This window comes from Rhizobium sp. CCGE 510, assembly GCF_000292525.1.
GTDB lineage: Bacteria > Pseudomonadota > Alphaproteobacteria > Rhizobiales > Rhizobiaceae > Rhizobium.
Window position 1 is genome coordinate 251682 of sequence record NZ_AEYF01000044.1, and the last position, 24059, is coordinate 275740.

At 60.1% G+C, this 24059-nt stretch carries 23 protein-coding genes; 8 read left to right on the forward strand and 15 right to left on the reverse strand.

Going from position 1 to position 24059, the window contains the following annotated elements:
* Positions 1 to 27: 27 nt before the first annotated feature.
* Complete coding sequence (locus RCCGE510_RS21295; protein ID WP_007633390.1) at positions 28 to 678, reverse strand: alpha/beta fold hydrolase; 651 nt, start codon at positions 676 to 678, stop codon at positions 28 to 30.
* A gap of 221 nt (positions 679 to 899) precedes the next feature.
* On the opposite strand from RCCGE510_RS21295, the gene RCCGE510_RS21300 reads away from it, so the two are divergent.
* On the forward strand, positions 900 to 1934 hold the full coding sequence (locus RCCGE510_RS21300) for a LacI family DNA-binding transcriptional regulator (RefSeq protein ID WP_007633399.1): 1035 nt from the start codon (positions 900 to 902) through the stop codon (positions 1932 to 1934).
* Here the strand turns inward: RCCGE510_RS21300 and RCCGE510_RS21305 are convergent.
* The 12 genes from RCCGE510_RS21305 to RCCGE510_RS21360 all read right to left on the reverse strand — a co-directional run bounded on the left by RCCGE510_RS21305 (position 1918) and on the right by RCCGE510_RS21360 (position 13781).
* Positions 1918 to 2928, reverse strand: a complete 1011-nt coding sequence (locus tag RCCGE510_RS21305; protein ID WP_037079384.1) for a zinc-dependent alcohol dehydrogenase family protein — start codon at positions 2926 to 2928, stop codon at positions 1918 to 1920. The two genes, RCCGE510_RS21300 and RCCGE510_RS21305, sit on opposite strands and share 17 nt — an antisense overlap.
* Before the next feature lie 67 nt (positions 2929 to 2995).
* Positions 2996 to 3784 carry an L-iditol 2-dehydrogenase gene (locus tag RCCGE510_RS21310; protein ID WP_007633402.1) on the reverse strand — a complete coding sequence of 263 codons (789 nt, stop codon included), beginning with the start codon at positions 3782 to 3784 and terminating at the stop codon, positions 2996 to 2998.
* 130 nt (positions 3785 to 3914) lie between these two features.
* A complete protein-coding gene (locus RCCGE510_RS21315; RefSeq protein ID WP_007633403.1) occupies positions 3915 to 4967 on the reverse strand; it encodes a carbohydrate kinase family protein in 1053 nt (350 codons plus the stop codon).
* Positions 4967 to 5638, reverse strand: a complete 672-nt coding sequence (locus RCCGE510_RS21320; protein ID WP_007633404.1) for a D-lyxose/D-mannose family sugar isomerase — start codon at positions 5636 to 5638, stop codon at positions 4967 to 4969. The genes RCCGE510_RS21315 and RCCGE510_RS21320 overlap by 1 nt, the downstream gene beginning before the upstream one ends.
* Positions 5638 to 6792 (reverse strand): Gfo/Idh/MocA family oxidoreductase, encoded by a 1155-nt coding sequence (locus RCCGE510_RS21325; RefSeq protein ID WP_007633405.1) that lies wholly within the window; start codon positions 6790 to 6792, stop codon positions 5638 to 5640. The genes RCCGE510_RS21320 and RCCGE510_RS21325 overlap by 1 nt, the downstream gene beginning before the upstream one ends.
* 21 nt (positions 6793 to 6813) lie before the next feature.
* The gene (locus RCCGE510_RS21330) at positions 6814 to 7638 is read right to left on the reverse strand and encodes an aldolase (RefSeq protein ID WP_007633406.1); all 825 of its coding nucleotides are present in this window, start codon (positions 7636 to 7638) and stop codon (positions 6814 to 6816) included.
* A gap of 157 nt (positions 7639 to 7795) precedes the next feature.
* On the reverse strand, positions 7796 to 8569 hold the full coding sequence (locus tag RCCGE510_RS21335) for an SDR family oxidoreductase (protein WP_007633413.1): 774 nt from the start codon (positions 8567 to 8569) through the stop codon (positions 7796 to 7798).
* Between the two features lie 11 nt (positions 8570 to 8580).
* Positions 8581 to 9306, reverse strand: a complete 726-nt coding sequence (locus RCCGE510_RS21340; protein WP_007633414.1) for an SDR family oxidoreductase — start codon at positions 9304 to 9306, stop codon at positions 8581 to 8583.
* A gap of 29 nt (positions 9307 to 9335) precedes the next feature.
* Entirely contained in the window at positions 9336 to 10613 is a 1278-nt protein-coding gene (locus RCCGE510_RS21345) for a D-tagatose-bisphosphate aldolase, class II, non-catalytic subunit (protein ID WP_007633415.1), read from the reverse strand.
* Positions 10613 to 11590 (reverse strand): sugar kinase, encoded by a 978-nt coding sequence (locus RCCGE510_RS21350; RefSeq protein ID WP_007633416.1) that lies wholly within the window; start codon positions 11588 to 11590, stop codon positions 10613 to 10615. Before RCCGE510_RS21350 ends, RCCGE510_RS21345 begins: the two co-directional genes overlap by 1 nt.
* A gap of 30 nt (positions 11591 to 11620) precedes the next feature.
* The gene (locus RCCGE510_RS21355) at positions 11621 to 12835 is read right to left on the reverse strand and encodes an ROK family transcriptional regulator (protein ID WP_007633417.1); all 1215 of its coding nucleotides are present in this window, start codon (positions 12833 to 12835) and stop codon (positions 11621 to 11623) included.
* Positions 12836 to 12896: 61 nt separating this feature from the next.
* Positions 12897 to 13781 carry a sugar phosphate isomerase/epimerase gene (locus RCCGE510_RS21360; protein ID WP_007633418.1) on the reverse strand — a complete coding sequence of 295 codons (885 nt, stop codon included), beginning with the start codon at positions 13779 to 13781 and terminating at the stop codon, positions 12897 to 12899.
* A gap of 296 nt (positions 13782 to 14077) precedes the next feature.
* On the opposite strand from RCCGE510_RS21360, the gene RCCGE510_RS21365 reads away from it, so the two are divergent.
* The 6 genes from RCCGE510_RS21365 to RCCGE510_RS21390 all read left to right on the forward strand — a co-directional run bounded on the left by RCCGE510_RS21365 (position 14078) and on the right by RCCGE510_RS21390 (position 19391).
* Positions 14078 to 15511, forward strand: coding sequence for an extracellular solute-binding protein (locus tag RCCGE510_RS21365; RefSeq protein WP_007633419.1), 1434 nt, complete (start codon positions 14078 to 14080; stop codon positions 15509 to 15511).
* A gap of 97 nt (positions 15512 to 15608) precedes the next feature.
* Positions 15609 to 16484 (forward strand): sugar ABC transporter permease, encoded by an 876-nt coding sequence (locus RCCGE510_RS21370; RefSeq protein ID WP_007633420.1) that lies wholly within the window; start codon positions 15609 to 15611, stop codon positions 16482 to 16484.
* Positions 16485 to 16488: 4 nt separating this feature from the next.
* The gene (locus RCCGE510_RS21375; RefSeq protein ID WP_007633431.1) at positions 16489 to 17325 is read left to right on the forward strand and encodes a carbohydrate ABC transporter permease; all 837 of its coding nucleotides are present in this window, start codon (positions 16489 to 16491) and stop codon (positions 17323 to 17325) included.
* A 4-nt stretch (positions 17326 to 17329) separates the two neighbouring features.
* Complete coding sequence (locus RCCGE510_RS21380) at positions 17330 to 17536, forward strand: DUF2160 family membrane protein (RefSeq protein WP_007633432.1); 207 nt, start codon at positions 17330 to 17332, stop codon at positions 17534 to 17536.
* Positions 17537 to 17592: 56 nt separating this feature from the next.
* Entirely contained in the window at positions 17593 to 18654 is a 1062-nt protein-coding gene (ugpC, locus tag RCCGE510_RS21385) for a sn-glycerol-3-phosphate ABC transporter ATP-binding protein UgpC (RefSeq protein WP_007633433.1), read from the forward strand.
* An 11-nt stretch (positions 18655 to 18665) separates the two neighbouring features.
* Positions 18666 to 19391, forward strand: coding sequence for an SDR family oxidoreductase (locus RCCGE510_RS21390; RefSeq protein ID WP_007633434.1), 726 nt, complete (start codon positions 18666 to 18668; stop codon positions 19389 to 19391).
* Positions 19392 to 19423: 32 nt separating this feature from the next.
* Here the strand turns inward: RCCGE510_RS21390 and RCCGE510_RS21395 are convergent, their stop codons facing one another.
* Positions 19424 to 19624, reverse strand: coding sequence for a hypothetical protein (locus RCCGE510_RS21395; RefSeq protein WP_007633435.1), 201 nt, complete (start codon positions 19622 to 19624; stop codon positions 19424 to 19426).
* Between the two features lie 718 nt (positions 19625 to 20342).
* Between RCCGE510_RS21395 and RCCGE510_RS21400 the strand changes: the two genes are divergently transcribed.
* On the forward strand, positions 20343 to 22310 hold the full coding sequence (locus tag RCCGE510_RS21400; protein WP_240539676.1) for a diguanylate cyclase: 1968 nt from the start codon (positions 20343 to 20345) through the stop codon (positions 22308 to 22310).
* Positions 22311 to 22557: 247 nt separating this feature from the next.
* Here RCCGE510_RS21400 and RCCGE510_RS21405 read toward each other — a convergent pair whose 3' ends face one another.
* A complete protein-coding gene (locus RCCGE510_RS21405) occupies positions 22558 to 23295 on the reverse strand; it encodes a response regulator transcription factor (protein ID WP_037079389.1) in 738 nt (245 codons plus the stop codon).
* Positions 23296 to 24059: the final 764 nt, after the last annotated feature.

Sequence of the window (24059 nt, forward strand, 5' to 3'; positions counted from 1 at the left end):
ATCATCTACTCCCGATCACATCCTGTGTCAGCTTACGAACCGCCCATCCCGCAGAAACGACAGGGCTTGGCTCCACATGGTCTTGTTGACGGGTAAGAACGTGTGGTTGGCGGGAATGACGATATGCGCCGCGGCGCCGTCGAGACGCGTGCTCTCCACCGAAACCTTTCCGTCATTCGGAACCCTCAGGCCGATGATCACGGAAGAGACCGGGTCGATGGTCCGATTGCCGGCGATAATGCCAAGTTCGTAATCGACGGTGCCGAACAGCTCGGTCATTGCGGTTTGATCCGTGATCAGCTGCTGCCCCGCCGGTCCATAGAATTTCCTGTATAGCGGCCATGCCTTGAGGAAATCGGCAATCTGACTGCCGTTGTTCGGCGTTCCCACCATGACCACTCTTCCAAGGTTGGGTGGACGATCGTTCCTGAGAAAAGCACGGATGAGCAGCCCACCCATCGAATAACCGACAAAATGAAGACGGCCGTCGCCTGCCTCCTTCGCAGCGGCGTCGATCTCCGGTCGAACGATATCGACGAGGTCGCCGATCGAAAACCTGGTGGAGGGATAACCGACATTCACAACGCGATAACCGTTGCCGGAGAGGAAGACGGCGAGCCTCTGCATGCTCTTCTTCGTCCGGGCAATCCCGTGAAAAAGGATGACTGTGTCGTTCATCATGTGTCCGCCAAACGGGCCGCTATCGATCAAGCACCTATCCTGTAGCTCTCAAGATGAGCCCTGTCGATCAATGCCGAATAGCCATAAATTCGAATGGCTTGGTTATGCCGTACGAATTCGTTAAATCGGAATCGATTTAAGGATAAGTTGTGCAGTATTCAAAGTGCTAGAGCATCTGAAAAGACGTTGGCGCTGTCGAGAAAGAGAAATGCGAGCACGTGACGACCAGCATCAGACATATCGCTAAACTCGCAGGAACGTCAGTCTCTTCGGTCTCGCGTGTGCTCAACAACAGCGGTTACGCCTCGCCCGAACTCAGGGACCGCGTCGAGGCGGCGATCCGAACGTTGAACTACACGCCCAGCAAGGGTGCGCGAATGCTGCGCGGCGCGCCAAGCCAGATGATCGGACTGATGCTGCCGTCGATTGACGTGCCGTTCTTCGGCATTCTCGCCCATGCGATCGAACAGGAATTGTTTCAGCACGGCTATCAGACGCTGATCTGCAGCACGGCGGAAAATATCAATCACGAGGCGCGCTATATCTCCATGCTGCTCGCCCAGCGCGTCGATGGCGTCATCGTCGCAAGCGCCTTCGGCAGCATCCAGCATTTCGGGGCACTGCGGGACGCTCACATTCCGATCATCGCCATCGACCGCGAGCTGAAGGGCATCGCCGACGATGCTGTGATGGCGGATCACGAGGACGGCGGACGGCTGATGGCCCGCCATCTGATCGGCCTCGGCCACCGGGTGATCGCCATCGTCGGGGCGCCGGCCCACAGCCAGCCTATCCAGTTGCGGCTCCAGGGCATCACGGTGGAAATGGCTGGAGATGGCATCGCGCCGGCGATCGTGGCGATGGCGCAAGAGCACAGCTTTGCAGAGACCTACCGGCTGGCGCGCGAATTGCTGGCGTCTCGGCCTGACGTCACCGCGATCATCGGCACCACCGATGTTTCGGCGATTGCGGCCATCCACGCCGTCCAGGATCGCGGATTTTCCGTTCCGAACGACTATTCGGTCGTCGGCTTCGACGACCTGCCGGAGGCAGCCTACGTCTTTCCGCGGCTGACAACGGTCGCGCAGCCGATCCGCAATGTCGGGCAGCAGGCAGCACGGCTGCTGGAGGCGCTGATCGAGGCGCAGCAAACGGGGGACGGATCTCGACAGGCTGCGGTCGTCAAAGTGCCGGTCACGCTGATCGCGCGCGATTCCACCGGCCCCGTCCGCAGCTTTAAGGCCGGACGATAACCTTGATCTCGCCCGGCAATGGCGCGTTGCCCACCACGTCGGCGACTTCCTCAAGACCTATGGTTTTGGTTATCAATGCGTCCAGTTCCAATGCGCCGTTTGCCACCAGTGCCGCAGCGCGCGAATGGGTGAAGGGGTTGAGGTAGGCTGGTCTTATGTCGACTTCGTTGACCAGCAGATCGAAGGGCAGAACCGGCACCTCGACACCCGCTGGCGTGACCCCGAAAAGCACAAAGGTGCCGCCGCGCCGCGCCATTCTCAGGCCGCTTTGCAGAGTGTCGCTCACGCCGGCGCACTCGATGACCACGTCGGCCCCGCCTTTGGTGACCTCTCGAACGGAAGCGATTGTATCTGAAGAGATCGGGTCGAAGGCATGCGTGGCTCCCAGGCGCAAAGCGGTTTGCCGTCTCGATTGCTGGCGCGTAATCAAAATGACCTCAGCTGCCCCAGCCAGGCGGGCCAGTTGCACCATGAGCAGGCCGATCACGCCCCCGCCGAGGATCGCGACGCTGTCGCCCGGACGGATCTTTGCCTTATCGATGGCGTGAATACAGCAGGCCAGGGGTTCACAAAAGGCGCCGTGAACGGGATCGAGGCCGGCCGGCAACACGAAGGCCTGCGCATGCGGCACCGCCACATATTCCGCAAAGCCGCCATCCCGTGTCACGCCGATGGCGGTCAAGCTCTCGCACAGATTCGGCCGCGCCTGCGCGCAAGCCCGACAGGTGCCGCAGGCAATATTCGGGTCGACCGTCACGATCTCGCCGCCGGTAAACCGTGTCACACCATCGCCGATCTCTTCGACGATGCCGCAGAATTCGTGGCCCAGCGTGACGGGGATCGCTGTCGGATATTCGCCCTTGTACATGTGGCGATCGGAACCGCAGATGCCGGCTGCTACCACCCGGACAAGCAGTTCGCCTGGACCTGCGACCGGTTTGTCAACACTGCGCATGGTCAAAGACCCGATCGACTCCAAGCGTACAGCCCTCATTCCACTCCTCCAGACCTCAACTTCGATTGCTTCGCCGTGGCCAAGCCATCCCCGGCACGGCAAGCGCTCAGCTCATGACATTGCCGCCATCGACATTGTAGCACTGCGCCACGATGTATGCTGCATCAGGCCCGGCCAGGAAGGCAGCCATGGCCGCCTGTTCCTCGGCGGCGCCAAATCGTCCGGCGGGTACGGCGGCGGCCACGCGGGCCTTCACCTCGCCAGGTTTCAAACCTTCCCGGCTGCCTAGTTTTGCATCGACGACGTCCCACATCGGCGTATCGACGACGCCGGGAGCGATGGCGTTGACGTTGATCCCGTAACGGATCAGCTCCAGAGCGCAGCTTTGCGTGATGCTGATGACGGCCGCCTTGGAAGCGCAGTAAGCCACAGCCGGTCCTTCGCCGCGACGTCCAGCCTGGGACGAGAAGTTGATGATGCGTCCCCCTGCTCCTCTCTCCACCATGTGCCGGGCAACGGCCTGCGTCATGAAGATCAGGCCTTCGATATTGACCTGAAATACCCTGGCGGTCCGCTCCCGGGATATCTCCAGAATAGACTCGACGTCGTAAATGCCGGCGGCGTTGACCAGGATGTCGATCTTGCCGGCGGCGGCGATGGAAAAACGCACGGCTTCTTCGATGCTGTCCTGGCTGGTCACATCAAGTGCTACACCCCAGGCATCAGTGCCGATCGCCTCCGCCACCCGCGCGCATCGTTCACCGTCGAGGTCCGCGACAACAACCTTGGCGCCGTCAGCGGCGAAGCGTTCGCAGACCGCTTTGCCAATGCCGCTCGCTCCTCCGGTGACCAATGCCACCTTGCCGGAGAGCCGCGCGCTTTCGGTATATGTCATCGCCCTCCCTCCCCGGTCGCACTTAAACCGGCAAGGGTGCCGTGCGCGGCTGCTATAATGAATAGCTTCATGTTTGCTCCTCCCTTTTGACTGGACGCTCGTCGGACCCGCCCTCTGCTGAGGCAATAGGCTAGGCCGGGTTCGTCTCCGTCGCCTCCCGAAGCAGAATAGACATGTCGGGGATGCCGTCGGTGGCCGTCGCACCCGTCAGGCAACGCGCAGCCGCAGCATGGGCCATGGTGCAGATATGCTCGACAGGCCAGTTCTCATGCAGGCCGTAGAGCACGGCGGCGCAGAAGGCGTCTCCGGCGCCGACCGTGCTGACGATGTCATGGGGATCGACCGGTCGTGAACGCGTCATGATCGGGGCAGCGCCGGGCGCGAACCACAGGCAGATCTCCGGCGCGTGGATGATCGCGCCTTTGGTGACGCCTGCGGCCAGCAGGCGCTCGCCGGCTGTCACAAGCTCCGCCTCGATCAAATCTCCCTTCGCATCGCGAACGACAATGCCGGTTGCCCGGCCCGCCTCCATTTCGTTGATGATCAGGAAATCGCAGAAGGGCAGCGCGACGCCGACCTTGGCCGCAAATTCCGGGTCTTCACTCGAGACGAAATCGACGCAAGTCGTAAGCCCTGCGCGGCGCGCGGCTTCCAGCAGGCGCGACGCTCCCGAACGGCCGTCGGGGTCGATGCGGTCGAGGCCCGGCAGCAGCATGAGATAACCGAGATAGAACAGCCGATAGCCGGCTTCGGCGAAGGCCGCCGGTGAGATGAGCTTGTCGGTGACGGCATCGTTGGCGCCGCCATGATAGAAGAAAGTGCGGTTCTGACCGGGCACATTCATGACATGTGTATGCGCCGTCACCCGGTCGGCAAGCGCGGTGAGACCGCCGACATCGACGCCGGCCACCGCAAGACGGGCCTTGACGATCTCTCCGTCTTGATCGGCGCCGATGCATCCCGCCGCCGCCAGCTTTCCGGGAAATCCAAGCGAGGCCAGATCGGTGACGACATTGGCGGCCCCGCCGCCGACGCCGAGATCCTGGTGCAGGATATGCGCGAGATTGCCCTGTTCGGGCCAATAGGACAGGGTGTGGACGCGGTCGACAATGAAATTTCCGGCGCAAACGATACCGCCCGGCTTGTGACTGTCGCGATGGTGAACCTCCTCCCCGGTTCGCATCAGCGGCCTCCCTCGTTCCATAGGGGCCTCAGCGGCGGCTCGTCCTCCTCGATCGCGGCAAAGCGGCCGATCAGCTCCAGAAAGAAATTATCGCTGTTGTCGTCGTTGACCTGGCTGACCTCGCCGACAAGGACAGCTCCGCCGCCTTTCCTGCCGTAAAAGCGGTGGTAAAGCCCGGTGCGGATGGTCACGCTCTGGCCGGGTCGGAGAACCAACGGTTCCCATGCAGCGAGCCGGCGCGGCAGTCCGTCGACCGGAACCGTCACATCATCCTTCAGCAGATGGCCATCGGCATCGGTTGCAGCGAATTCGATGACCAGATCGCCGCCGGCGCGATTGATGATGTCTTCCATCTTCGCCGCATGACGGTGTGTCGGCGTGACCTGCTCTTCCCCAACGAAGAGCAGCTTTTCGGCATAGGTCCGCTCACCCCAGACATCAACGATGCCATTGCGCAGGCAGAACAGCACGAGGCCGCATTCGGCAAAACGGTCCGAGCCGAAATCGGTGACATCCCAACCGAGCTGATGGGCGCGCAAATAGGCCGAGGCCTCGGGATGAGCGGCAAAATCCGCCGCCGTCCAATAGCCCCATGCCGGCAGAGACCAGTGCCAACGCTCAAGGGTCGTGATTGCTCGCTGCAATGCCACGTTGATCTCGGAGCGCTGCATCAGACGGAAGCCCCGTCATACTCGACCGGCACCACGACATCCTCGCGGCCGGATTTGAGGGCTGCCGTCAGGACGGCATGATGGGCCTGCGCTTCCGCCGGCGTCGCGCAGCCCAAGCCGTTCGCATTGCCGCCGGCAAGCTCATCGACGAAGGCCGCCCACATCTGCTGAATAGCGTCGGCAAAACCGAATTCGAAGATCTTGCCGGTTATGGCTGGAAACAGCGAGCCATAGCCGAGATCCTCGGTGCTCCAAGCCTGCGCGCCGCCATTATAATCCATCCACTGCCACTGGCGCGGCGACTTCGTGCTGAAGAAGGCGCTTTTCTTCATGCCGAGAACGCGGATGTACCAGGTGTTGGATTCGCCGGGCGCGATGCGCCAGGTTTTCAGCACCATCGGGAAATCCTGATCCCCGGCGCGCACGCGGCTGCTGATCGTGGCATTGTCCCAGGTGGTGCAGGGCAGCATGCCGCCCTTACCATCCGGACGTTCGGTGACCTTTTTGACCAATTGCGCATGCAGGGTCGTCGGGCGCCAGCCAAGACGCAATGGCACGTGCAGCACATGCATGCCGAGATCGCCCATGCAGCCATAGTCGCCGTTGATTTCGGCCATACGCTTCCAATTGATCGGCTTTTGCCGGTCGATATCCGACGAGTGCAGGAAACCTGCCTCGACTTCGAGGATCTCCCCCATCTCGCCGCTCTTCGCGAGCGCGATGACCTTCTGGGCACCGGGGAAGAACGGCATTTCCGACGAGCAGCGGACCAGAAGTTCGGGGTGCTCGGCAAGAACCGCCATGATCTCCCGGTTCTGAGCCGCGTCCATGCCGAAGGGCTTTTCGCCGAGAAGATGCTTTTTGGCTTTCAGCACGTCGACATAGAATTGCTGGTGCAGCACGTGCGGCACTGCGCAATAGACCGCATCAACCTCGGGATTGGCCAGAAGCTCCTTATAGTCGGCGGTGAACTGCCGAACGGTCGGCACATGATCCCTGAACCAGTCGAGCAGCGTCGCGTTGGTATCGCAGACGGCGACAATTTCCGGTCGCGCCTTCACATCGGCTAGATGCAGCCAGCGCGCCGCAGCACTGGCGAACTCGCGCCCCATCAGACCGCAGCCGATGACGCCGAAGCGGAATATTTTCGTCATGACATGTCCTCCCCAGGCGCGTCAGCCAATCTGCAGCGAGGCTTGCTCGACGGAAGCCTTGTCATGGACGATCGCCATCAAGGCCCGCGTCATGCCGCCGGGATTGTTGTGTTGAATGACGTTGCGGCCATAGACGATGCCACGGGCGCCCTGCTCCATCAACTGTTTGGTGCGGGACAGGATTTCCTGATCCGAAACGCGGCCGCCGCCGCGCACCAGCACCGGCAGGCCCTGGGCGATCTCGATCACGCGGTGATATTCTTCGACATTGTCGCAGGGGTCGGCCTTGATGATATCGGCGCCGAGTTCAGCCGCTTGACGCACAAGCGGCAGGATCTTATCGATCGCGCCGTCGACCATATAGGCGCCCTTGGAATTGTCCTGCATGACCAGCGGCTCGACCATCAGCGGCATGCCATAGATCTCGCATTGGCGCTTCAGGCTGTTCACATTGCGGACGCAGGCGCGGTAGACTTCCGGCTGGCCCGGCAGCATCAAAAGATTGACGACGACACAGGCGGCATCCAACGCAACGCCCTGCTCCACCGGTCTGTCGATCATTTCGGAAAACAACTGAGACGGCAGGGGATTGCCATAGATATTGGCGATGTCGGTGCGCAGCACCAGAGCCGGGCGATGTTTGCCGGGAATAGCCTGCAGAAACGGCGCGGTCCCCGGGGGAAGCTGAATGGCATCGGGTGCGGCTTGCGCGATCACCTCGATGGCCGTTTTCATGTTCTCGATGCCGGCGAGGAATGTTCGTTCATTGAACATGCCGTGATCGATGGCAACGTCAAAACAATTTCCGGACACACCGAAAAGTCGGTTCAACCGTGCGGATTTCATCAAGCTCCTCCCTGATATGGCAACGTTTCCACATTCAAATAAATCGGCGAGGAATGCGAGTCAACAACATGTGGTAACGTTTCCATACCCGCTGGCTTTTCGCGACAGGCAATTTTCCAATTCGGACGAGGCGCTGCTAGCGCCTCGTCCGAAAGCGCTACCAGCAGGTGAACCCCGCATCGACGTTGACGATTGCTCCGGTCATCAGGCTGGCGGCGCCCGATGCGAGGAAAAGGACCGCGCTTGCAACCTCCTCCGGTGTTCCCATCCTCCCCATCGGCGTGTCGGCGAGCCAGAGTGGAATCCGCTCGCGATTGGCTTCGACGGCCACCACCATCGGTGTCTCGATGTAGGTGGGTGCGACGGCGTTTACCCTGATGCCGTGCTGCGCCCATTCGGCAGCCAGCGAGCGGGTGAGGTGATGGACTGCCGCCTTGGAGACATTGTAGGCCGTCTGAGGCTGCGGCCGGTTGCAGATGTGCCCAGACATCGAGCCGAGGTTGACGATGGCGCCCCGTTTCATCGAGATCATGTGACGACCGAAGGCGCGCGAGCACCAGAAGACGCCGTTGAGATTGACGTCCATCATACGCAGCCAATCGGCGTCGGTGACATTCTCCGCCGGGATGCCGTTCTGGCCGATCCCGGCATTGTTGACGAGGATCGTCGCCGGCCGGGCTCCGCCGGCAAGCTCATTGGCGATCTCGTCCATGCGGGCCGCGTCGGTTACGTCGCCCACCCGGACTTCGATATCGTACCCCTTATCGCGTAGCGCAAGCGCTTGCTGGGCGTCGGCTTCGCTGCGTTCGATGACGACGACGGCGGCGCCCGCCTCCGCCAGCGCCTCGGTGCAGCACAGCCCGATCGCACGCCCTCCCCCCGTGACCACCGCACGTTCACCGTCGAGGCGAAATTTGTCCTGGTAGCTCATATCAGGCTCCTTCAGATGTCGAATGCGCTGGGCAGCACCACGATATCGCGGATGGTGACGTTGCGCGGCCGGGTCAGCATGAAGATGATCGCATCGGCGACCTCCTTGGGTTCGATCAAAGCTCCGGCCTCCTTGGCCTTGCGAAGATTTTCCTCCGGCCAATCTGCGAGCAAAGCGCTGATCACCGGCCCGGGAGACACCGATCCTACGCGAATGCCATTTTTCAGCAGCTGGCGCCGCATCGTCTGGACAAAACAGGTCATCGCCCACTTCGACGACGAATAGACCGGTTCCCACGGGATCGCCGAATGTCCGGCGACGGAGCTGGTAACGACAATGTCGCCAGTGCCACGCTCGATCATGTGCGGAATGACATTGTGAACGTTCTTGATGACGACGTTGACATTAAGATTGAGCATCCGATCGATGGTGTCGAGGTCGGTTTCCGTCAGGTCGCCGCCGATATAGGTCCCTGCATTGGCATGCAGGATATCGAGTTTGCCGGTCTTCGACAGGACGCCCTCGAGCAGTCCCGCGCACTGGCCCGGATCCAGCAAGTTGATCACCAGCGGAATAGCGCGCTCGCCAAGCCGGCTGCAAACCGTTTCAAGGGCCTTCTGATCCCGGTCCACCAGCACGACCGTCGCGCCAGCGGCGAGCATCGCCTCCGTCGAGGCCAATCCTATGCCGGACGCTGCGCCCGTGACCGCCGCGATCTTCCCGTTCAATTCCTGCATCGATTTCTCCTCCTGCTTGATTCTGATTGCTAATTCTTCCCGACGCCGCAGGCGGCGTGATAGTCGGCGAGACTGTTCATCACTCTCCAGATCAAAACCTCATCCGGATCGAGCGGCGCGTCTGCAAAATCCTGCGCGGCCGGCATATGCTGCCAAAACAATGGCAGCGGGACGGGTTGCCCGCGAAGCGCCTCGCACAGGCGCCGGACGGCCTCTTGCGCTTCAGCCGACGCCCAATAATAGCGGATGCGGTCAGACAGCGAGTAATGCCGCAGCCAACGCATCTCGGCCTCTGTCCCGTGGTAGTGGCGGCGCCAATTGCCCGGCTGATCAAGCATCAGCGCTTCCATCGCCGCATAGAGCGGCCGCTGGCCGTAATCGGGCAAGAGGTCCGAGGCGATCGCATCCAGCGCGTAGAGCGCCTCGCGCAAAACGAAGGTCAGTTCGGGGCCGACCTTCAAAATGGGGAACCCGTCCTCCACCAGCGCGGTCAACGGCCTGGTGCCCTGATAATCCGTCGAGTGAGCCTCGAACACGAATTGCGGCTCGTCGATGAGCACCGATTTCAGACCGTCTATCTTGCTGCGGTCGTAGAAGATGACATTCTGATTGCCGAACTCGACGCCCGGCTGAACGACGAGACCGATCGCCCGTCCAAACGCTTGCCCGAGGCCGGCCTCCGCAAAGATCCGGCGGTGGACGTCGATCGTTTTCAGCGCCGCCGCGGCAGCCGTCGGCTCGATGGTCGTCAGGGCATGATCGGCCCCGCCTGGCGGCGGCACTTCGGTGCCGATGACGTAAACCGGCATTGCGCCGCCGCTCTTCTTGGCCGAGGCCTCGGCGACCGCGGCAAGCCGGGCGGCGCGATGGGCGGTGGTTTCGTCGTCGAGCGCCATCGGCTCGCCCTTGCAGCCCATCGAGGCGTCGAGGTGGATTTTGCGGAATCCGGCGTCGACATAGGCGGCAACCATCTTCTCCGCCTCGGCCATGGCCTCTTCCGCCGGGTGGTCACGCCAAGGATTGGGGCCGAGGTGGTCGCCACCGAGAACGATCAGTTCCTCGGGGCACTCCTCCTCCGCCGCGATCCTCATCACGAGGGACGCGAAGTCGCTTGGCGTCATCCCAGTGTAGCCGCCGAGGTGGTTGACCTGGTTGCAAGTCGCCTCGATCAGTACGGTGCTTTGCTGTTGCCGCCCGTGCCGAAGTGCTGCTCGAAGCACGATCGGATGGGCGGAGCACACCGAGGTCACGCCTTTCGGGCGGCCTTCGATCCTCAGCCTGGCCAGTTGGTTGAGATGCACCTGCATCACGGCCGCCTTTCCGTTGAAGCGATGAACGCATCGAGTTCTTGCCGAGTGCCGGCACCTTCCATCGGACCCAATACCGTGACGTTGCGGGCGCCGGCGGCTGAGGCATAGGTCAGAGCCTGCTGCGGAGACATTCCGAGCCGCCGACAGGTGAGATAGGCACCGCCGAAGCAGTCGCCGGCACCCGTAGGGTCGACCTCCTGAACGACAAAGGCCCGGGCGTCGATGCGGTCTCCCTGGCTGCCGAAGTAGGTCGCGCCGTCGGCTCCGCGCTTCAGCACGATCTCCTTGACGCCGATCTCGAACAGGCGCCGAATCGCTTCTGCCTCGCCTTCGACACCTGCGGCCCGCTCAAGCTCCTCTCCGGAAGGCAGAAGGAGATCGGCGGCGGCGACAAGCCTGGAAAACCGGCGCTCGGTGTCCTCGTCCAGCTTCAATTCCTTGCGGAGGTTCGGATCCACCGACAGCGTTCCGCCGCGTGCCTTGACGATGTCGACCGCCCTGTCGATCACCGCGCGCGCACTCGGAACCGACAGAGCGGAGCCCATCACGTGAAGATGTCCGCTCCGGTCGATGAGATTGCCGACCAATTCAGACCAGCCGAAGCGTGCAGCTGCTGAGGTGGCGATGTTATAGACGAAATCTCTCGAGCCATCCTTCCGGTAGCGAACGAAGGCGCTTCCCGTCGGATAATCCGGATCGATCGAGATCGCCGATACATCGACGCCGTCGCGTTTGAGGCGATCGGTATTGACCCGGCCGAAATCGTCATCGCCGACGGCGCCGACCATTGCCGCCTTGCCGCCGAGGCGGCCGCACTGCGAGATGAAGATCGCCGGCGCTCCGCTTGCAAACGGACCGACGAGCGGCTGGGCTTCGAGGAACCCGTCTCCAACCGTCGTTGCGACGATCTCAACAAGGATCTCCCCTACGCAAACCGTGGGACCAAGCCCGTCCGGAGCCAGTATTGAAGCCATTTCCGATCCTGCTTTCGATCCCTGTTGTCGTTAACTCATCGCCGATGGGACCGGCGCACCATCCTCGCTGCCGAACTCCTCGCTTTCCAGCGACAGAAAGCGCTGATGCAACATGCACGCCGCCCCGAAGGCCGAACGAAACTCGGCATCATCGTCCACGACGATCTCCGGCGTGGGGAAAGCTATGTTCTGGCCTTCCGACATGTGGACCGCCACGCGGGCGGCCACCATCGGGTAGAGGGATGCCACGGAGCCGCCGAGGACGATCCTGTCCGGATCGAGCAGACGACAGGCCTGCAGCAATGCATAGGCGAGATGGCGCGACCAGGTTTCGGCGATATTGACCGCGGCCGGGACGCGATCACGAACGCCACCAAGGAAATCCTGCAGATCCACGTCCTCGCGTCCAACAGCCTCGCGATACTGCCTGATGAGCACTTCGCGACCGATCAGTTGCTCGAGCTTCTGACCGCCGCTTCCCGGCACCAGGGTGTGGCCGATTTCTCCCGCCAGACCGTGGCCGCCACGAAACAGCTTGCCATCGATCATGATGCCGCCGCCGACGCCGGTTTCCATCAGCAGGAACAGGGTCACCCCTGCGACGCCGTGACGATAGCTGTCGCCGATCGCAAACGCGTTGGCATCGTTTTCGACCGCGATCGGGACGGCGGCCGGGAAGGCTGACCGTGCGATCTCCTTCAACGGCACGTCTCGCCAGCCGATGATCGGCGCCAGCGTGACAAATCCATCCGGGCGGACGTGGGACGGCGTCGATAGGCCCAAGCCTTTGCACCTGTCGATCATCCTCTTCGCCATGGCGCCGATAATCAGTTCGATCCCCTGCGCCACGGCCTCCTCCACCGTCGAAGACGGTGTGTCGAACGCCATTTTCCGGCATGCTCGAACCTCGGCGGAGAGATCGACAACCACAGCCGATATATGTTCAACGCCGATCTCGATCCCGACGAAGAATGCAGCATCGGGAACCAGTTCGAGCATGATGCCGGGACGACCGGCGCGGGAATGCTCCAGGCGCTGTTTGCCGCTCTCCTCCGACTCCTGAACGAATCCGCCCTCCGTCAGTTCGGCGACGATCTCTCCCGAGGATGAGCGGTTCATGCCGAGCTTGCGGGCGAGATCGGCCCGGCTGAGGCTTCGGTGGGCGTAGATCGTCTGCAAGGCGGCGACGATATTGTTCTGCCGGATCCTGCGCGGCGAACTTCCGATGGAGACGGTGTCGTTCATATTTCAATTCCCTCCAAGTCGCCCAACCCTTACACGACCGGAACAGGCTGTCAGAAGGATATCAGGGCCGCGCGCTTGTGGCGCGGCGACGCTTGGCCTCATCATATTTCAGCTCGATGTAGCGCTTCGCATGCGCCGCAAGCAAATCATTATCCTCCCAGGTATCGCGCCAGATCGCGCAGGCAAGAGACAGGCCTTCATCGACAACCGTCGTCGAGAAGCTCTCGAACACGATGTCTCTGTTGTAGCCGATGTCGAGCAGAGCGTCGAAGATCAGATCGAAGTTGATGACGCCGTCACCGAGATAGCCGCGATTGCTTTCGCCGATGTGGAAGTAACCGATCTTGTCGCCGGCAAGACGGATGGCGGCGGCCGGATTGGCTTCTTCGATGTTCATGTGGAACGTGTCGAGATGGAGACGAATATGCTGAGATCCCGTCTCGGAGATGAATTTGAGCCCTTGCGCCGTGGTATTCAGCAAGTTCGTCTCGAACCGGTTGACAACCTCGAGCACCAGGTTGACGTTCGCCTGCCTGGCGACTTCACCGGTCGCGGCGATCGCGGCGACGCTGTTGTCCCAGCCCTTCTTCGTCGGCTGGCGATTGTACTTGGTGTGCGCGGAATAGAGAATCCCGCCGAGCTTGTTGCCGCCGATATCACGGACCGCGCGAACGGCGTCGGCCAACGTCTGCTTGCCGGCGGACACCGCAGAAACGTCCTCGCTCGATACGTCCTTGACGAGTGGCAGGCCCATGGTCACGCCAATCTCCAGATCGAGAGACTGCGCAAGCTTTGCCAGTCGATCGAGATTGAATTTCTCGGGGCGCAGATAGGCAAATTCGATGGTGCGATATCCATGTTCGGCCGTCTTGTTGAGGGCCATTTCCAGGCCTTCCTGCGTTTGGCCGCCTGTCCATACAAATGAATGGATACCCAATCGACGCATAGGTTTTTCCTCCACGATATGCCGGTGATTTCGCCCAGTGCTATGCCATTTAGTTTGGCAAGACAACAAATAAATTTGGACACTCTTCTTTTGTTGCTTTGCAAAATCACCTTGCGATGCAGCATTTTATGCCCATGGCCATCGTCTCCACATCGCTGTGGAAATTTGTTCCTGCGAAAATCAATGAGATAGGCCATCTATTTGCATGTTTAAACAACAAATGTTGCGCTGTTGGTTTTTTTCGCCTACACAAAACACCGGCGAAATGATCTCGCTGCACTCTGGGAGGATTGGAAATGCACTTTGCTTTGAAGGCTAGCGCGCTTGCGCTGACGCTCGGCCTCGCGACGACCGCTTCGCCGGCCTGGGCTGACTTCTGGTCCGATGCTGGCGCTAAATTCAAGGGCGTGACACTGCACGGCGTCACCGAAAGCACCCCGCCATCGAACTACATCAAGAACGTGCTCGCTCCGGAATTTGAAAAGAAGACCGGCATCAAGGTCGAAATCGAGACGACGTCCTGGGACCAGATGTACGACAAGGCCATCAAGGACATGGAAGCCAAGACCGGCATCTATGACATGGTCTATATCGAGCAGGATATCATCTATTCCTATCTGGCCAGGAATTTCCTCGTCGACATCACCAAGACCCTGAAGGATCAGCCGGATCTGAAGGCGCCGACCTACGACGACTCGAATTTCACCAGCTTCGCGGATTACTTCAAGGACGCGAGCGGCGATCTCTTCGGCACTCCGATGGAAGCCTTCCTGAAGACCTATCTCTATCGCAAGGACCTCTTCGACGATCCGAAGATCAAGGAGGCCTTCAAGAAGGAAACCGGCAAAGACCTGAAGCCGGCAACCACCCACGAGGAATACACTCAGATCGCCGAATTCTTCACGAAGTACGGCAAGGACAATGGCATGGAGCTCTGGGGCACGACCGCTCAGGCCCATACGGGCCATCCGGCCTCCTGGTATGAATTCTTCGAGTCCATCGTGCCGACGTTCGGCGTCTACAATTGGGGCATCGACGCCAAGAACAACTATGCGGCGACGGTCGAACACGGCGGCACGATGAACGGCGACAAGGCGAAGGCTGCGTTGAAGTACTGGCTGCACCTGCGCGACATCGCTCCGCCTGAATCGACGCAGTCGACCTGGACGGAAACCGCAACGACGTTCGCCGCCGGCCGTGTCGCCCAAGGGCTGATCTATGGTGAGAACGCGGCGTGGATCGCCAGCGATCCCGCGCAGTCGAAGGTTGTGGGACAGGTCGGATTCGCGCTGCCGCCGCTCGAGCCGGGCGTGCTGGACGACGCGAAAGCCGGAAAGGGCTATATCGGCTACTATGACGGCGGCGCCTTCGGCGTGCCGATCACCTCGAAGAACAAGGAAGCGTCGCTGCTATTCCTCGAATTCATCGGCCAGAACGAAGTGCAGCCCGACTGGGCCATCGCCGCACCGCGCATCACCAATAAGGCGACGTTCGACGATCCCAAGGTGAAGGAGATGGATACCAAGCTCGGCGGTTTCTACACGATGCTGAAGGACGAGGGCAAACTGTTTGCCGGCGCTCCTCCCTACCCCTTCCATGCGCAGGTGCGTGAAGCGACCGCTCCGATCTTCTACGACATCCTGACCGGTAAGATCGCTCCCGATGAAGGCCTCGACCAGATGGCGGCCAAGGCCGAAGAGGAACTGACATCGCTCGGCTATCGCAAATAAACATCCTCCCCAACTGACGGGTCGTATCCTACGACCCGTCATCTTTCGCTCCCAAGATGGGGCGGACGTCGACACAACGTTCAATGGGGGATAGGCGATGCATTCGCAGAAGCTCGGGTGGCTGTTGCTGTCACCGACCATCGTGATCCTGGGGCTGTTCGGGATCTTTCCGTTCATCTACGTTCTCTGGGTCTCGTTCCATGCATGGAACCCGTTTGCGGCCAACCCGGGCATGGTCTTCAACTGGGCTGACAATTATCGGCGGCTCGTCTTCGATCCCCAATTCCTGGCATCGCTCGGCATCACCCTCACATTCGTGTTCTTTGCAGTCGTGTCGGAGCTGGTCCTTGGCTACATCCTCGCCCAGGCGCTGCTGAAGGACTTTCCTGGGAAAGCGGTGTTTCGCACGATCCACACACTGCCGCTGATCATGGCGCCGATCATCGTCGGCTCCGTCTGGAAGCTGATGACCACACCGTCGATCGGCATCATTCCCTATCTTCTCAGGAGTTGGTTCGGCTACGATCTGAACATCGGCCAGAGTGCTGCCGCAGCTTTCACCGTGACGGTGATCATGGACATCTGGCACTGGACGCCGCTGGTCACCCTCTCGCTGATCGCCGCACTCGTCTCGCTTCCGTCAGACCCGTTCGAGCAGGCGCAGATCGACGGCGCGGGCAAGAGCCAGATCTTCTGGCACATAACGCTCCCCTTGATCCGCCCGGCCCTGCTCGCCACGGTGTTCATCAGGCTGATGGACGCGCTGCGCACCGTCGACGAAGTGCTGATGCTGACCGGAGGCGGCCCGGGTTCATCGACCCGCTACATCGGTGTGCATATCTTCAAGGAAGTCTTCCCCAAGACGAATTACGGCTACGGTTCGGCGATCTCCGTCATCGTCCTATACCTCACCATCGTCGTCTGCTGGCTGCTCTACGTCGGCTTGATTGCGCCCCGCGTGAAGAGAGGTTGACGCGATGAAGACCCAGACCCCCTGGCTTCCGGTCGTGCTTTGGACCTTGATCAGCCTCGCAACGCTTTTCCCGATCTACTGGCTGTTCGTCATATCGGTGAAACAGCCCTTCGATCTGTTCTCGACGCCTGATGTCGTTCTCCGCAGCTTCTTCTGGAAGAACTACCAGGATGTGCTCACCAATCCGACCTTGCGCGGATACATGCTCAACTCGATGATCATTTCGTCAGGCAACGCGCTGCTGGTCACGACGCTCGGCTTTTTTGCTTGCTACGCGCTGACACGCTTCGACCTCGCGGGCAAGGAAAGCATCTTCTTCTGGACGATCACCAACCGGATGGCGCCGCCGGCGGTCTTCCTGCTGCCGCTTTTCCTGCTGCTGACGCAGGTCTACAAGATCGGCGACTTCTCGCTCGCCGATTCCAAGCTGGGCATGATCCTGGTCTACTGCTCCTTCAACCTTCCCTTCGCCATCTGGACGTTGCGTCCGACCGTGGAAGGCATTCCGAAGGAATTGGACGAGGCGGCCTACATGGACGGCGCCAGCCCATGGACCGTCCTCTATGACATCGTCTTTCCCCTGGCACGGCCCGGACTTGCGGTGACGCTGATCCTGACCTGGGTGTTTGCGTGGAACGAATACCTGCTGGCAGCGACGCTCACCAACTTCCATGCGCGGACTCTCACCACCGGCCTGTCGGAATACGTGACGACCACGGGGACGGCCTGGGGCATCATGGCCGCAATCTCCATGCTGACACTGGTTCCGGCGCTCATCGTCTTTTCAGTGGTGCAACGTCATATCGTTGCCGGTCTGACCTTCGGCGCCGTGAAAGGATGAAGCCATGACCTCTCAATCAGGAAATAACGAACGCAAGCCGGGATTTCTGCCGATCGAAACGAATTGGTTCGACCGGCTGTTCATCTCGGTGGTGCTCTGGGTCGCGCTCTCGCTGTTCTGGATGCGGTTCATCGAGCCGTTCGGGCCTTCGGTATGGTTTGCAGCGGCAATCTCGGCAGTCCTCGGCATCTACGTGGTCTGGAAGGGGTGAGCCGATGAGTAACACCACAAAGACACGAAGCCGCGCTGTTTTAGGGAGGAACGACATTGGCAAACGTACAGGTTAGCGACGTCACCAAAAAGTATGGCGCGCTTCAGGTCATGCACGGCGTCAGCGTCGACATCGAGGACGGCGAATTCGTCGTGCTGGTTGGGCCGTCTGGATGCGGCAAGTCTACCCTGCTGCGGATGATCGCCGGTCTCGAGACTGTCAGCAGCGGCGACATCCGGATCGGCGGCCGTGTCGTCACCAACGCGCCTCCGAAGGAGCGCGACATCGCGATGGTCTTCCAGAGCTACGCGCTCTACCCCCACAAGACCGTCGCCGAGAACATGGGCTTTCCGCTGAAGATGGCCAAGCGGCCGAAGACGGAGATCGCCGAGAAGGTCGGCAGGGCGGCCGAGATCCTCGACCTGACGCGCTATCTCGACCGCTATCCGAAGCAATTGTCGGGCGGGCAGCGTCAACGCGTGGCGATGGGTCGTGCCATCGTCCGCGATCCGAAGGTCTTCCTGTTCGACGAGCCATTGTCGAACCTCGACGCCAAACTTCGCGTTACCATGCGCGTCGAGATCAAGGAGCTTCACCAGCGGCTGAAGACCACGACGGTCTACGTCACCCATGATCAGATCGAGGCGATGACGATGGCCAACAAGATCGTGGTGATGCGCGACGGCAGGGTCGAGCAGATCGGCAAGCCTCTCGATCTTTACGACTTCCCGGTCAACCTCTTCGTCGCCGGCTTCATCGGCAGCCCATCGATGAATCTTCTTCAAGGCCGCGTCGCCACCCGCGACGGCAGGAAGTTTGTCGTCACCGACCAGGGCGTTGCCCTTCCCATGGAAAACACCAACGTGAATGAAGGAAGGGCGGTTACCTACGGCATCCGACCGGAGCACATCACGATTGGCGACGACGGCGTTCCGGTGGAGGTATCAGTGTTCGAGCCCACGGGTTCGGAAACATTGATCTTCGGTCGGGCGGGAGGCGTGCCGATCGACGCGCTGATCCGCGAGCGTATCGAGGCAGATCCCGGACGGACGATGTACTTCCACATCGATCCCCGACGTGCACATATCTTCGATCGGGAAACGGGCCAGAGACTGTGAGGGACACCACAATGGACTTCAATGGAAAGACGATCATCGTTACCGGTGCCGGAAAAGGCATCGGACGCGAAATTGCGAGGATGCTGGTCGAGCGGGGTGCGCAGGTCGTCGCTCTGACCCGCAGTGCGAGCGACGTCGACCTGCTGCAAGCGGAACCCGGCTGCCGCGCCATACAGGTCGATCTCGCTGACGCCAACGCGACCAGGGAAGCGGCGATTTCGGCCCTTCCCGCTGATTTCCTCGTCAACTGCGCCGGAACAACCGAACTGCAGCCGTTCCTGGATACGACTGTCGAAGCATTCGACCGTCTTGTTGCAGTCAACACGCGTGCTCCGATGATCGTGGCGCAGGAATATGCCCGTTTCCTGATCAAGGAGGGTCGCAAGGGCGCCATCGTCAACGTCTCGTCGGTCGCGTCATTTATCGGCATCCCCGATCACGCCGCATATTGTGCATCGAAGGGTGGATTGGACGGCTTGACGCGAGTCATGGCAAAGGAACTTGGGCCTCAAGGCATCCGCGCGAACGGCGTCCACCCCACGGTGACGTTGACGCCAATGGCGGTGAAGGCATGGAGCGATCCCGACAAGGCCGCCGGGATGAAGCAGCGCATTCCCGTCGGTCGTTTCGCTGAGCCGAGTGACATTGCCGACGTTGTTCTTTTCCTGCTCTCAGATCAGGCTGCGATGGTGAACGGGATATCGATGCCGGTGGACGGCGGCTTCATGATTGCGTGAAGTCGACGGCGCCGCGCGTCGTTTCAGAGGATCTATTGCACCAATCGGCGCAACTGATCCTGATCGACAAAATGATCCGTCACGCCGGCCTCTTTGTCAGGGTGACTGAAAACAAGACCGTCGGAATCCTCAAGCTGCAGGGCTTGCTCCGTATTCATGATCCCCAGCGGCTGGCGCTCATACTCGGACTCGAGCGCCGCCTCGACAATGGCTTTCTTCTTGCGCATGTCCATGTCCTCCGTTCGTCCATGGGTAACGGACGGCCGGACTCGCGGTTCCCATCAGAGATTCACGATATAAGACCAGCTGACACGAACACCCGAGAGGTTGACACATCCAGGCCGCCTTGAACGGGCGGAAGGTCTTTCCGTTCGCAAGCGGAAAGCCAAGCGGCGTGCTGTCGGTACATATGCACCGATCTTAATCAGCCGTCTCCTTTGCCGGTTACGTCATGATCAGCCTCAGCGCCGCAACGGCTATTCGGTTCGGCTGGCGATCACAACGGGCATCGATACTTGCCGGCGGCGGCTTCTGACGTGAGCAGCCTGCCGCCGAGCCACGTGGCCGACAGAGCAACCGTTTGATCCGTTTTGCGAACTTTATCCGAATCGCGCAGGCAATTTCGGCCGCGCTTCGACGCAAGCATCCTTTGTTAACTTCTCGCCGCGCCTTAATCGCTCCAGTCCATCGAGCAATGTCTCGATGCGCTGAATGAGCTTCGGGGCCGCTACCGAACTCGTCACGCCACGAATGAATTGTGGCGCTTCCCGCAATGCCCATAATTGCACGACGTCTTGATGCTGCTCTCGAGAAGCAGCCGGACAGGCTTGCTCCCAACGACTGAGGTAAATGCATGATCTCGAGCGGTCTGCTGGTTATGGGCATGCGAGCGGTCGACGCAATCGAGTTGTCGATCCCGCAGGCCGGGTCGTCGAAATGAGCGGCACCGGGATGAGCGCGTTGTTGAGGATCGTCTTCAAACCAAGGGTGAAGCGGAAAACACGCCCTACTCTGGCGTCGCGGGCATTGCGGCTTGCGACACTGCGCATTGCGCTGGTCTGCGCCTGTGCGGGCGGCGTATCTTATTTTATCAATCATTCCGCGCTTGAGCGGTCGGTGCGCTCGCAGCTCTCTCTTTCGACGGAACAGGCTCTGCAGCGCGAGTCTCTGCCATTCCGCGAAGTGAAGGACCTCGAAAAGAATTTCCTTGCCGAATTCCGCAGGATCTACGCGATACCGGAAGCCCGGCAATCATTGGCACGGAATTTCGATGATATTTTCTATCGCCATGAGGATGGATCCTACACCCAGCGTCCGGGATTGTTTGAAGGCGAGCCTTTGCCTGATGGGCGCAGATTTCCCGACATGTCGGCAACCTACGCGCCTGACGTGACGCCGGATGAGGACGTGAAGACACGGTTTGCACTGTCGTACCTGCTCTCTTACCAATTCGGTTCTGCCACCAAGGGCCGCCTCTTCAATTTCTACGGCGTGGTTCCGGAAAAAGGCTTCCCGATCTATCAGGCTGCCGACATCGCCAAGGTTTTCAAATATGAAGGCCCGGATGCGCTGAAGCTCGAGACCTTCGAATTTTTCTCCCGCGGGTTCGGTGGGCCTCAAAACGATACTTTTTTCACGCGCATCTATTGGGATCCGTCCAACAACGCGTGGATGACCACGATCGCGACGCCCGATGCACCTGATGCTTCGGGCAAACATCGCATCATGGCCTGTGTCGACGTATTGCTCGACGATCTGATGAAGCGAACCGCAAATCCGACGCTGCCGGGCGCACGCGCGACGATCTTTGCGGCCGATGATCAGGGAACGCTGATCTTCGACGGCAAATACACCGATGCGATCACGACCAGCGCCGGCGAAGCCTCGATTTCCTCGCTGGCACTCGCCGACTACCAGCCATTGCTGAAGGCAAGCCAGTCGATCGGAGCGGGTTCGGTGTCGCTCATCGACAGCACCAGCGAAATCACCGCCGTCGGCCGGATCCCGGATACGCCCTGGGTGCTTGCCGTCCACTATCCGAAATCTCTGATGCGGCCCGCCATCCTCACCAATCTCGGGATCGTCGTCGCGGTCGGGCTGCTCACCCTGTTCGTCGAACTCTTCATCCTCCGTTCGATCCTGCAAAAGCAGGTCGCCGAACCTCTGGTGAGATTGATCCACGCCACGCAGCTGGTCGGCCGTTCCGGCGTTACTGTTGCCAACGACGCCCTGCCCACGCACTCAGACGACGAGATCGGCGAGCTTGCCCGCGATTTTGCGTCGATGGCCGCGCGCGTTCACGCAGCCCATGAAGCGCTTGAGGGAAAGATACGGGATCGAACGTCCGAGCTGGAGCGGCTCAATCAGAAGCTCCTGACGATCAGCCAGACGGACGAGATGACAGGCGTGGCCAACCGCCGTCGCTTCGACGAGGTTCTCGCAAGCGAGCTCGCCGGGCTTGGGCAAGGTCAGGACCTGCTGATGCTTGCCATGGTGGATGCCGATTGGTTCAAAGGCTACAACGACCGATACGGCCATCCGGCGGGAGACGCCTGCCTGAAGGAAATCGCCGGGGTGCTGGAACGCAATACGCGGAGCCAGCAGGACCTTGTTGCCCGCTACGGCGGAGAGGAATTCACCATCATTGCGCGGATCGCCTCAGCCAGCAACGCGTCCGTCATCGGACAGGCCCTGTGTTCGGCAATGGCGACCGTCAAGCTGCCGCATGAGGGATCGCCTTTCGGGCACGTGACGCTCAGCGTCGGCATTGCGCTGGCGGCGCCGGATCAAAATATCTCTCCGGAAGCGCTATTGCTCGAAGCCGATCGCGCGCTTTATCGCGCCAAGCAGGCAGGGCGAAATCAAACCGTCGTTGCCGAGCCCTCTGCTGACACGCAGTTACAGCAGATAGGCGCCTAGAAACCCCAGAGCTCGAACTCAGCAGGGCAGCAGATCATATCTCCTGCTGCTTATTCGGCTGGCTGCCGCCCAGGCGCGCAGATAGAGATCGACGAGAGGCCTGAAGCGCTCGAAGTGGCCGCCGCTGGAATGACGCAAATGTGTGTCGCTTCTTCGAAGTGAATTTCATCCTATGATGAAGCCTGACCACAGGCAGTCTAGAGGTTGCGCCCCACGTCGAGACAGCTCGCGATACCGGCGACACTGCCTAATTCGGCAAGGCGTCGCGGCCGTCGGCGGCTCTTTGAACCAAGCGGGCAACCACTTCCGTGCGGTTCTGCGCCTGCAGCTTGCGCATGATGTGTTGCACATGCATCTTTACCGTATGCCCCGACAAATTGAGTTTTCCGGCGATGACCTTATTTGAGCATCCGCATTGCAACTCTGCGAGGACATCCGCTTCCCGGGGCGTGAAATCAGCAATCGCCAAGTGCTGCGTCCTATCATCCAATCTTTTTTCAGCCTCGTTTCTGGCCGGACTATCCTCGTTTGAGCCTGGTGTCACCGCTCCCAGAAGCTGCGGGAAAAATGTTCCTCCTGCCAGCACGAGACCAAGGCCGGCAAGGGCAATGTCAATGGGAAGTGAAGTCGAGAAAAAGCCGCGGATGCCCACTTTGAGCGCCTGACGCGCTATGATGGCGTCATCCGTACCTGAGAGCAACGTGATAGGAGCCTCAGGAAAACGTGCAGTGATCGCCGCGAGGTCATCACGCAGGCTCGAACTCTCAACACTTCTGCCGGCCAGATCCAATGCAATCAAACGCACCTCAGATCCAAGAACTCGATCGAGACTCTCGGTGGAGATCAAATCGATAATGTTCCAACCGGCGAGTTCACGCTCAAGAAGCTTCACCACGGTCGTGCGCGCCAATGTAGAATGCCCAACGATGATCACAGTTGGTGCATTGCGCCCCATGCGGCGCTTCGTTCCAGCACTGTCGGACACTTACGTGCTCCCCAGAATATTGCAACCCAACAGCCATTCATACTATGCCTGTTCTCACTACATGTCATGATAAAAAGAGAGTCTATTGTGGATATCCGCAGTCCGATCTCTCATGATAATTCTTATAGCTAAGATTTCATCGAGAGATAACTATGACTGCAGAGCACATTGAAACGCTTGTTCATGACGGCATGCCAGTTCGACTTGTTGCCGCATACTCTCCAGTCTTCTCCGATCTTACGTACGGAAAGCGGGTCAGCAAATCTTTGAAAGGCACTGAAAAAGCAAATAATCTACTATAGATCGATTTTGCGAAAATCTGTTGGATATAGCGAGCCGCCGATCGGATCTATTTTGTTACCATTTCTCAATTCAAAGCCGCCGCAGACCCGACAGCAAAATGACAATCGCGAAAAGCAACAAAAGCAACAAAAGCAAGAGATCGCTGATCTACCCTTTATGATTACTAAGTAACTCGGCTTTATCGATGCATTATCCCAGTTGGATCGTTTTCAGTCAGGCAGCACTGCGCCGGCACCGCCAGATGCCGGGCAGAGGTCACGGCGTCTAACGGCCGAATCGGCGACAATGCGGATGAGATCATGGTGGAATGTTCGGCGAGAACAGGACGTCGTCGGAAAACCGCTCACACTTTTCGGCATCATGCTCTGGTGAGCCGGCCGTTCGGTGTCATGCCGGCCAAGAGACGAAATCCGGGCGGAGGAAGCGATCCACATATGGCGTGAAAAAATGACACGAAGAAC

What these genes read in the sequence shown, in the direction of transcription:
- RCCGE510_RS21360 (WP_007633418.1), bottom strand. Translation starts at nt 13,781, where the DNA reads ATGCGTCGATTGGGTATCCATTCATTTGTATGGACAGGCGGCCAAACG.
- RCCGE510_RS21310 (WP_007633402.1), bottom strand. Translation starts at nt 3,784, where the DNA reads ATGACATATACCGAAAGCGCGCGGCTCTCCGGCAAGGTGGCATTGGTC.
- RCCGE510_RS21295 (WP_007633390.1), bottom strand. Translation starts at nt 678, where the DNA reads ATGAACGACACAGTCATCCTTTTTCACGGGATTGCCCGGACGAAGAAG.
- RCCGE510_RS21375 (WP_007633431.1), top strand. Translation starts at nt 16,489, where the DNA reads ATGAAGACCCAGACCCCCTGGCTTCCGGTCGTGCTTTGGACCTTGATC.
- RCCGE510_RS21315 (WP_007633403.1), bottom strand. Translation starts at nt 4,967, where the DNA reads ATGCGAACCGGGGAGGAGGTTCACCATCGCGACAGTCACAAGCCGGGC.
- RCCGE510_RS21395 (WP_007633435.1), bottom strand. Translation starts at nt 19,624, where the DNA reads ATGGACATGCGCAAGAAGAAAGCCATTGTCGAGGCGGCGCTCGAGTCC.
- RCCGE510_RS21330 (WP_007633406.1), bottom strand. Translation starts at nt 7,638, where the DNA reads ATGAAATCCGCACGGTTGAACCGACTTTTCGGTGTGTCCGGAAATTGT.
- RCCGE510_RS21345 (WP_007633415.1), bottom strand. Translation starts at nt 10,613, where the DNA reads ATGCAGGTGCATCTCAACCAACTGGCCAGGCTGAGGATCGAAGGCCGC.
- RCCGE510_RS21305 (WP_037079384.1), bottom strand. Translation starts at nt 2,928, where the DNA reads ATGAGGGCTGTACGCTTGGAGTCGATCGGGTCTTTGACCATGCGCAGT.
- RCCGE510_RS21400 (WP_240539676.1), top strand. Translation starts at nt 20,343, where the DNA reads ATGAGCGCGTTGTTGAGGATCGTCTTCAAACCAAGGGTGAAGCGGAAA.
- RCCGE510_RS21365 (WP_007633419.1), top strand. Translation starts at nt 14,078, where the DNA reads ATGCACTTTGCTTTGAAGGCTAGCGCGCTTGCGCTGACGCTCGGCCTC.
- RCCGE510_RS21340 (WP_007633414.1), bottom strand. Translation starts at nt 9,306, where the DNA reads ATGCAGGAATTGAACGGGAAGATCGCGGCGGTCACGGGCGCAGCGTCC.
- RCCGE510_RS21320 (WP_007633404.1), bottom strand. Translation starts at nt 5,638, where the DNA reads ATGCAGCGCTCCGAGATCAACGTGGCATTGCAGCGAGCAATCACGACC.
- RCCGE510_RS21350 (WP_007633416.1), bottom strand. Translation starts at nt 11,590, where the DNA reads ATGGCTTCAATACTGGCTCCGGACGGGCTTGGTCCCACGGTTTGCGTA.
- RCCGE510_RS21380 (WP_007633432.1), top strand. Translation starts at nt 17,330, where the DNA reads ATGACCTCTCAATCAGGAAATAACGAACGCAAGCCGGGATTTCTGCCG.
- RCCGE510_RS21335 (WP_007633413.1), bottom strand. Translation starts at nt 8,569, where the DNA reads ATGAGCTACCAGGACAAATTTCGCCTCGACGGTGAACGTGCGGTGGTC.
- RCCGE510_RS21325 (WP_007633405.1), bottom strand. Translation starts at nt 6,792, where the DNA reads ATGACGAAAATATTCCGCTTCGGCGTCATCGGCTGCGGTCTGATGGGG.
- RCCGE510_RS21355 (WP_007633417.1), bottom strand. Translation starts at nt 12,835, where the DNA reads ATGAACGACACCGTCTCCATCGGAAGTTCGCCGCGCAGGATCCGGCAG.
- RCCGE510_RS21370 (WP_007633420.1), top strand. Translation starts at nt 15,609, where the DNA reads ATGCATTCGCAGAAGCTCGGGTGGCTGTTGCTGTCACCGACCATCGTG.
- RCCGE510_RS21390 (WP_007633434.1), top strand. Translation starts at nt 18,666, where the DNA reads ATGGACTTCAATGGAAAGACGATCATCGTTACCGGTGCCGGAAAAGGC.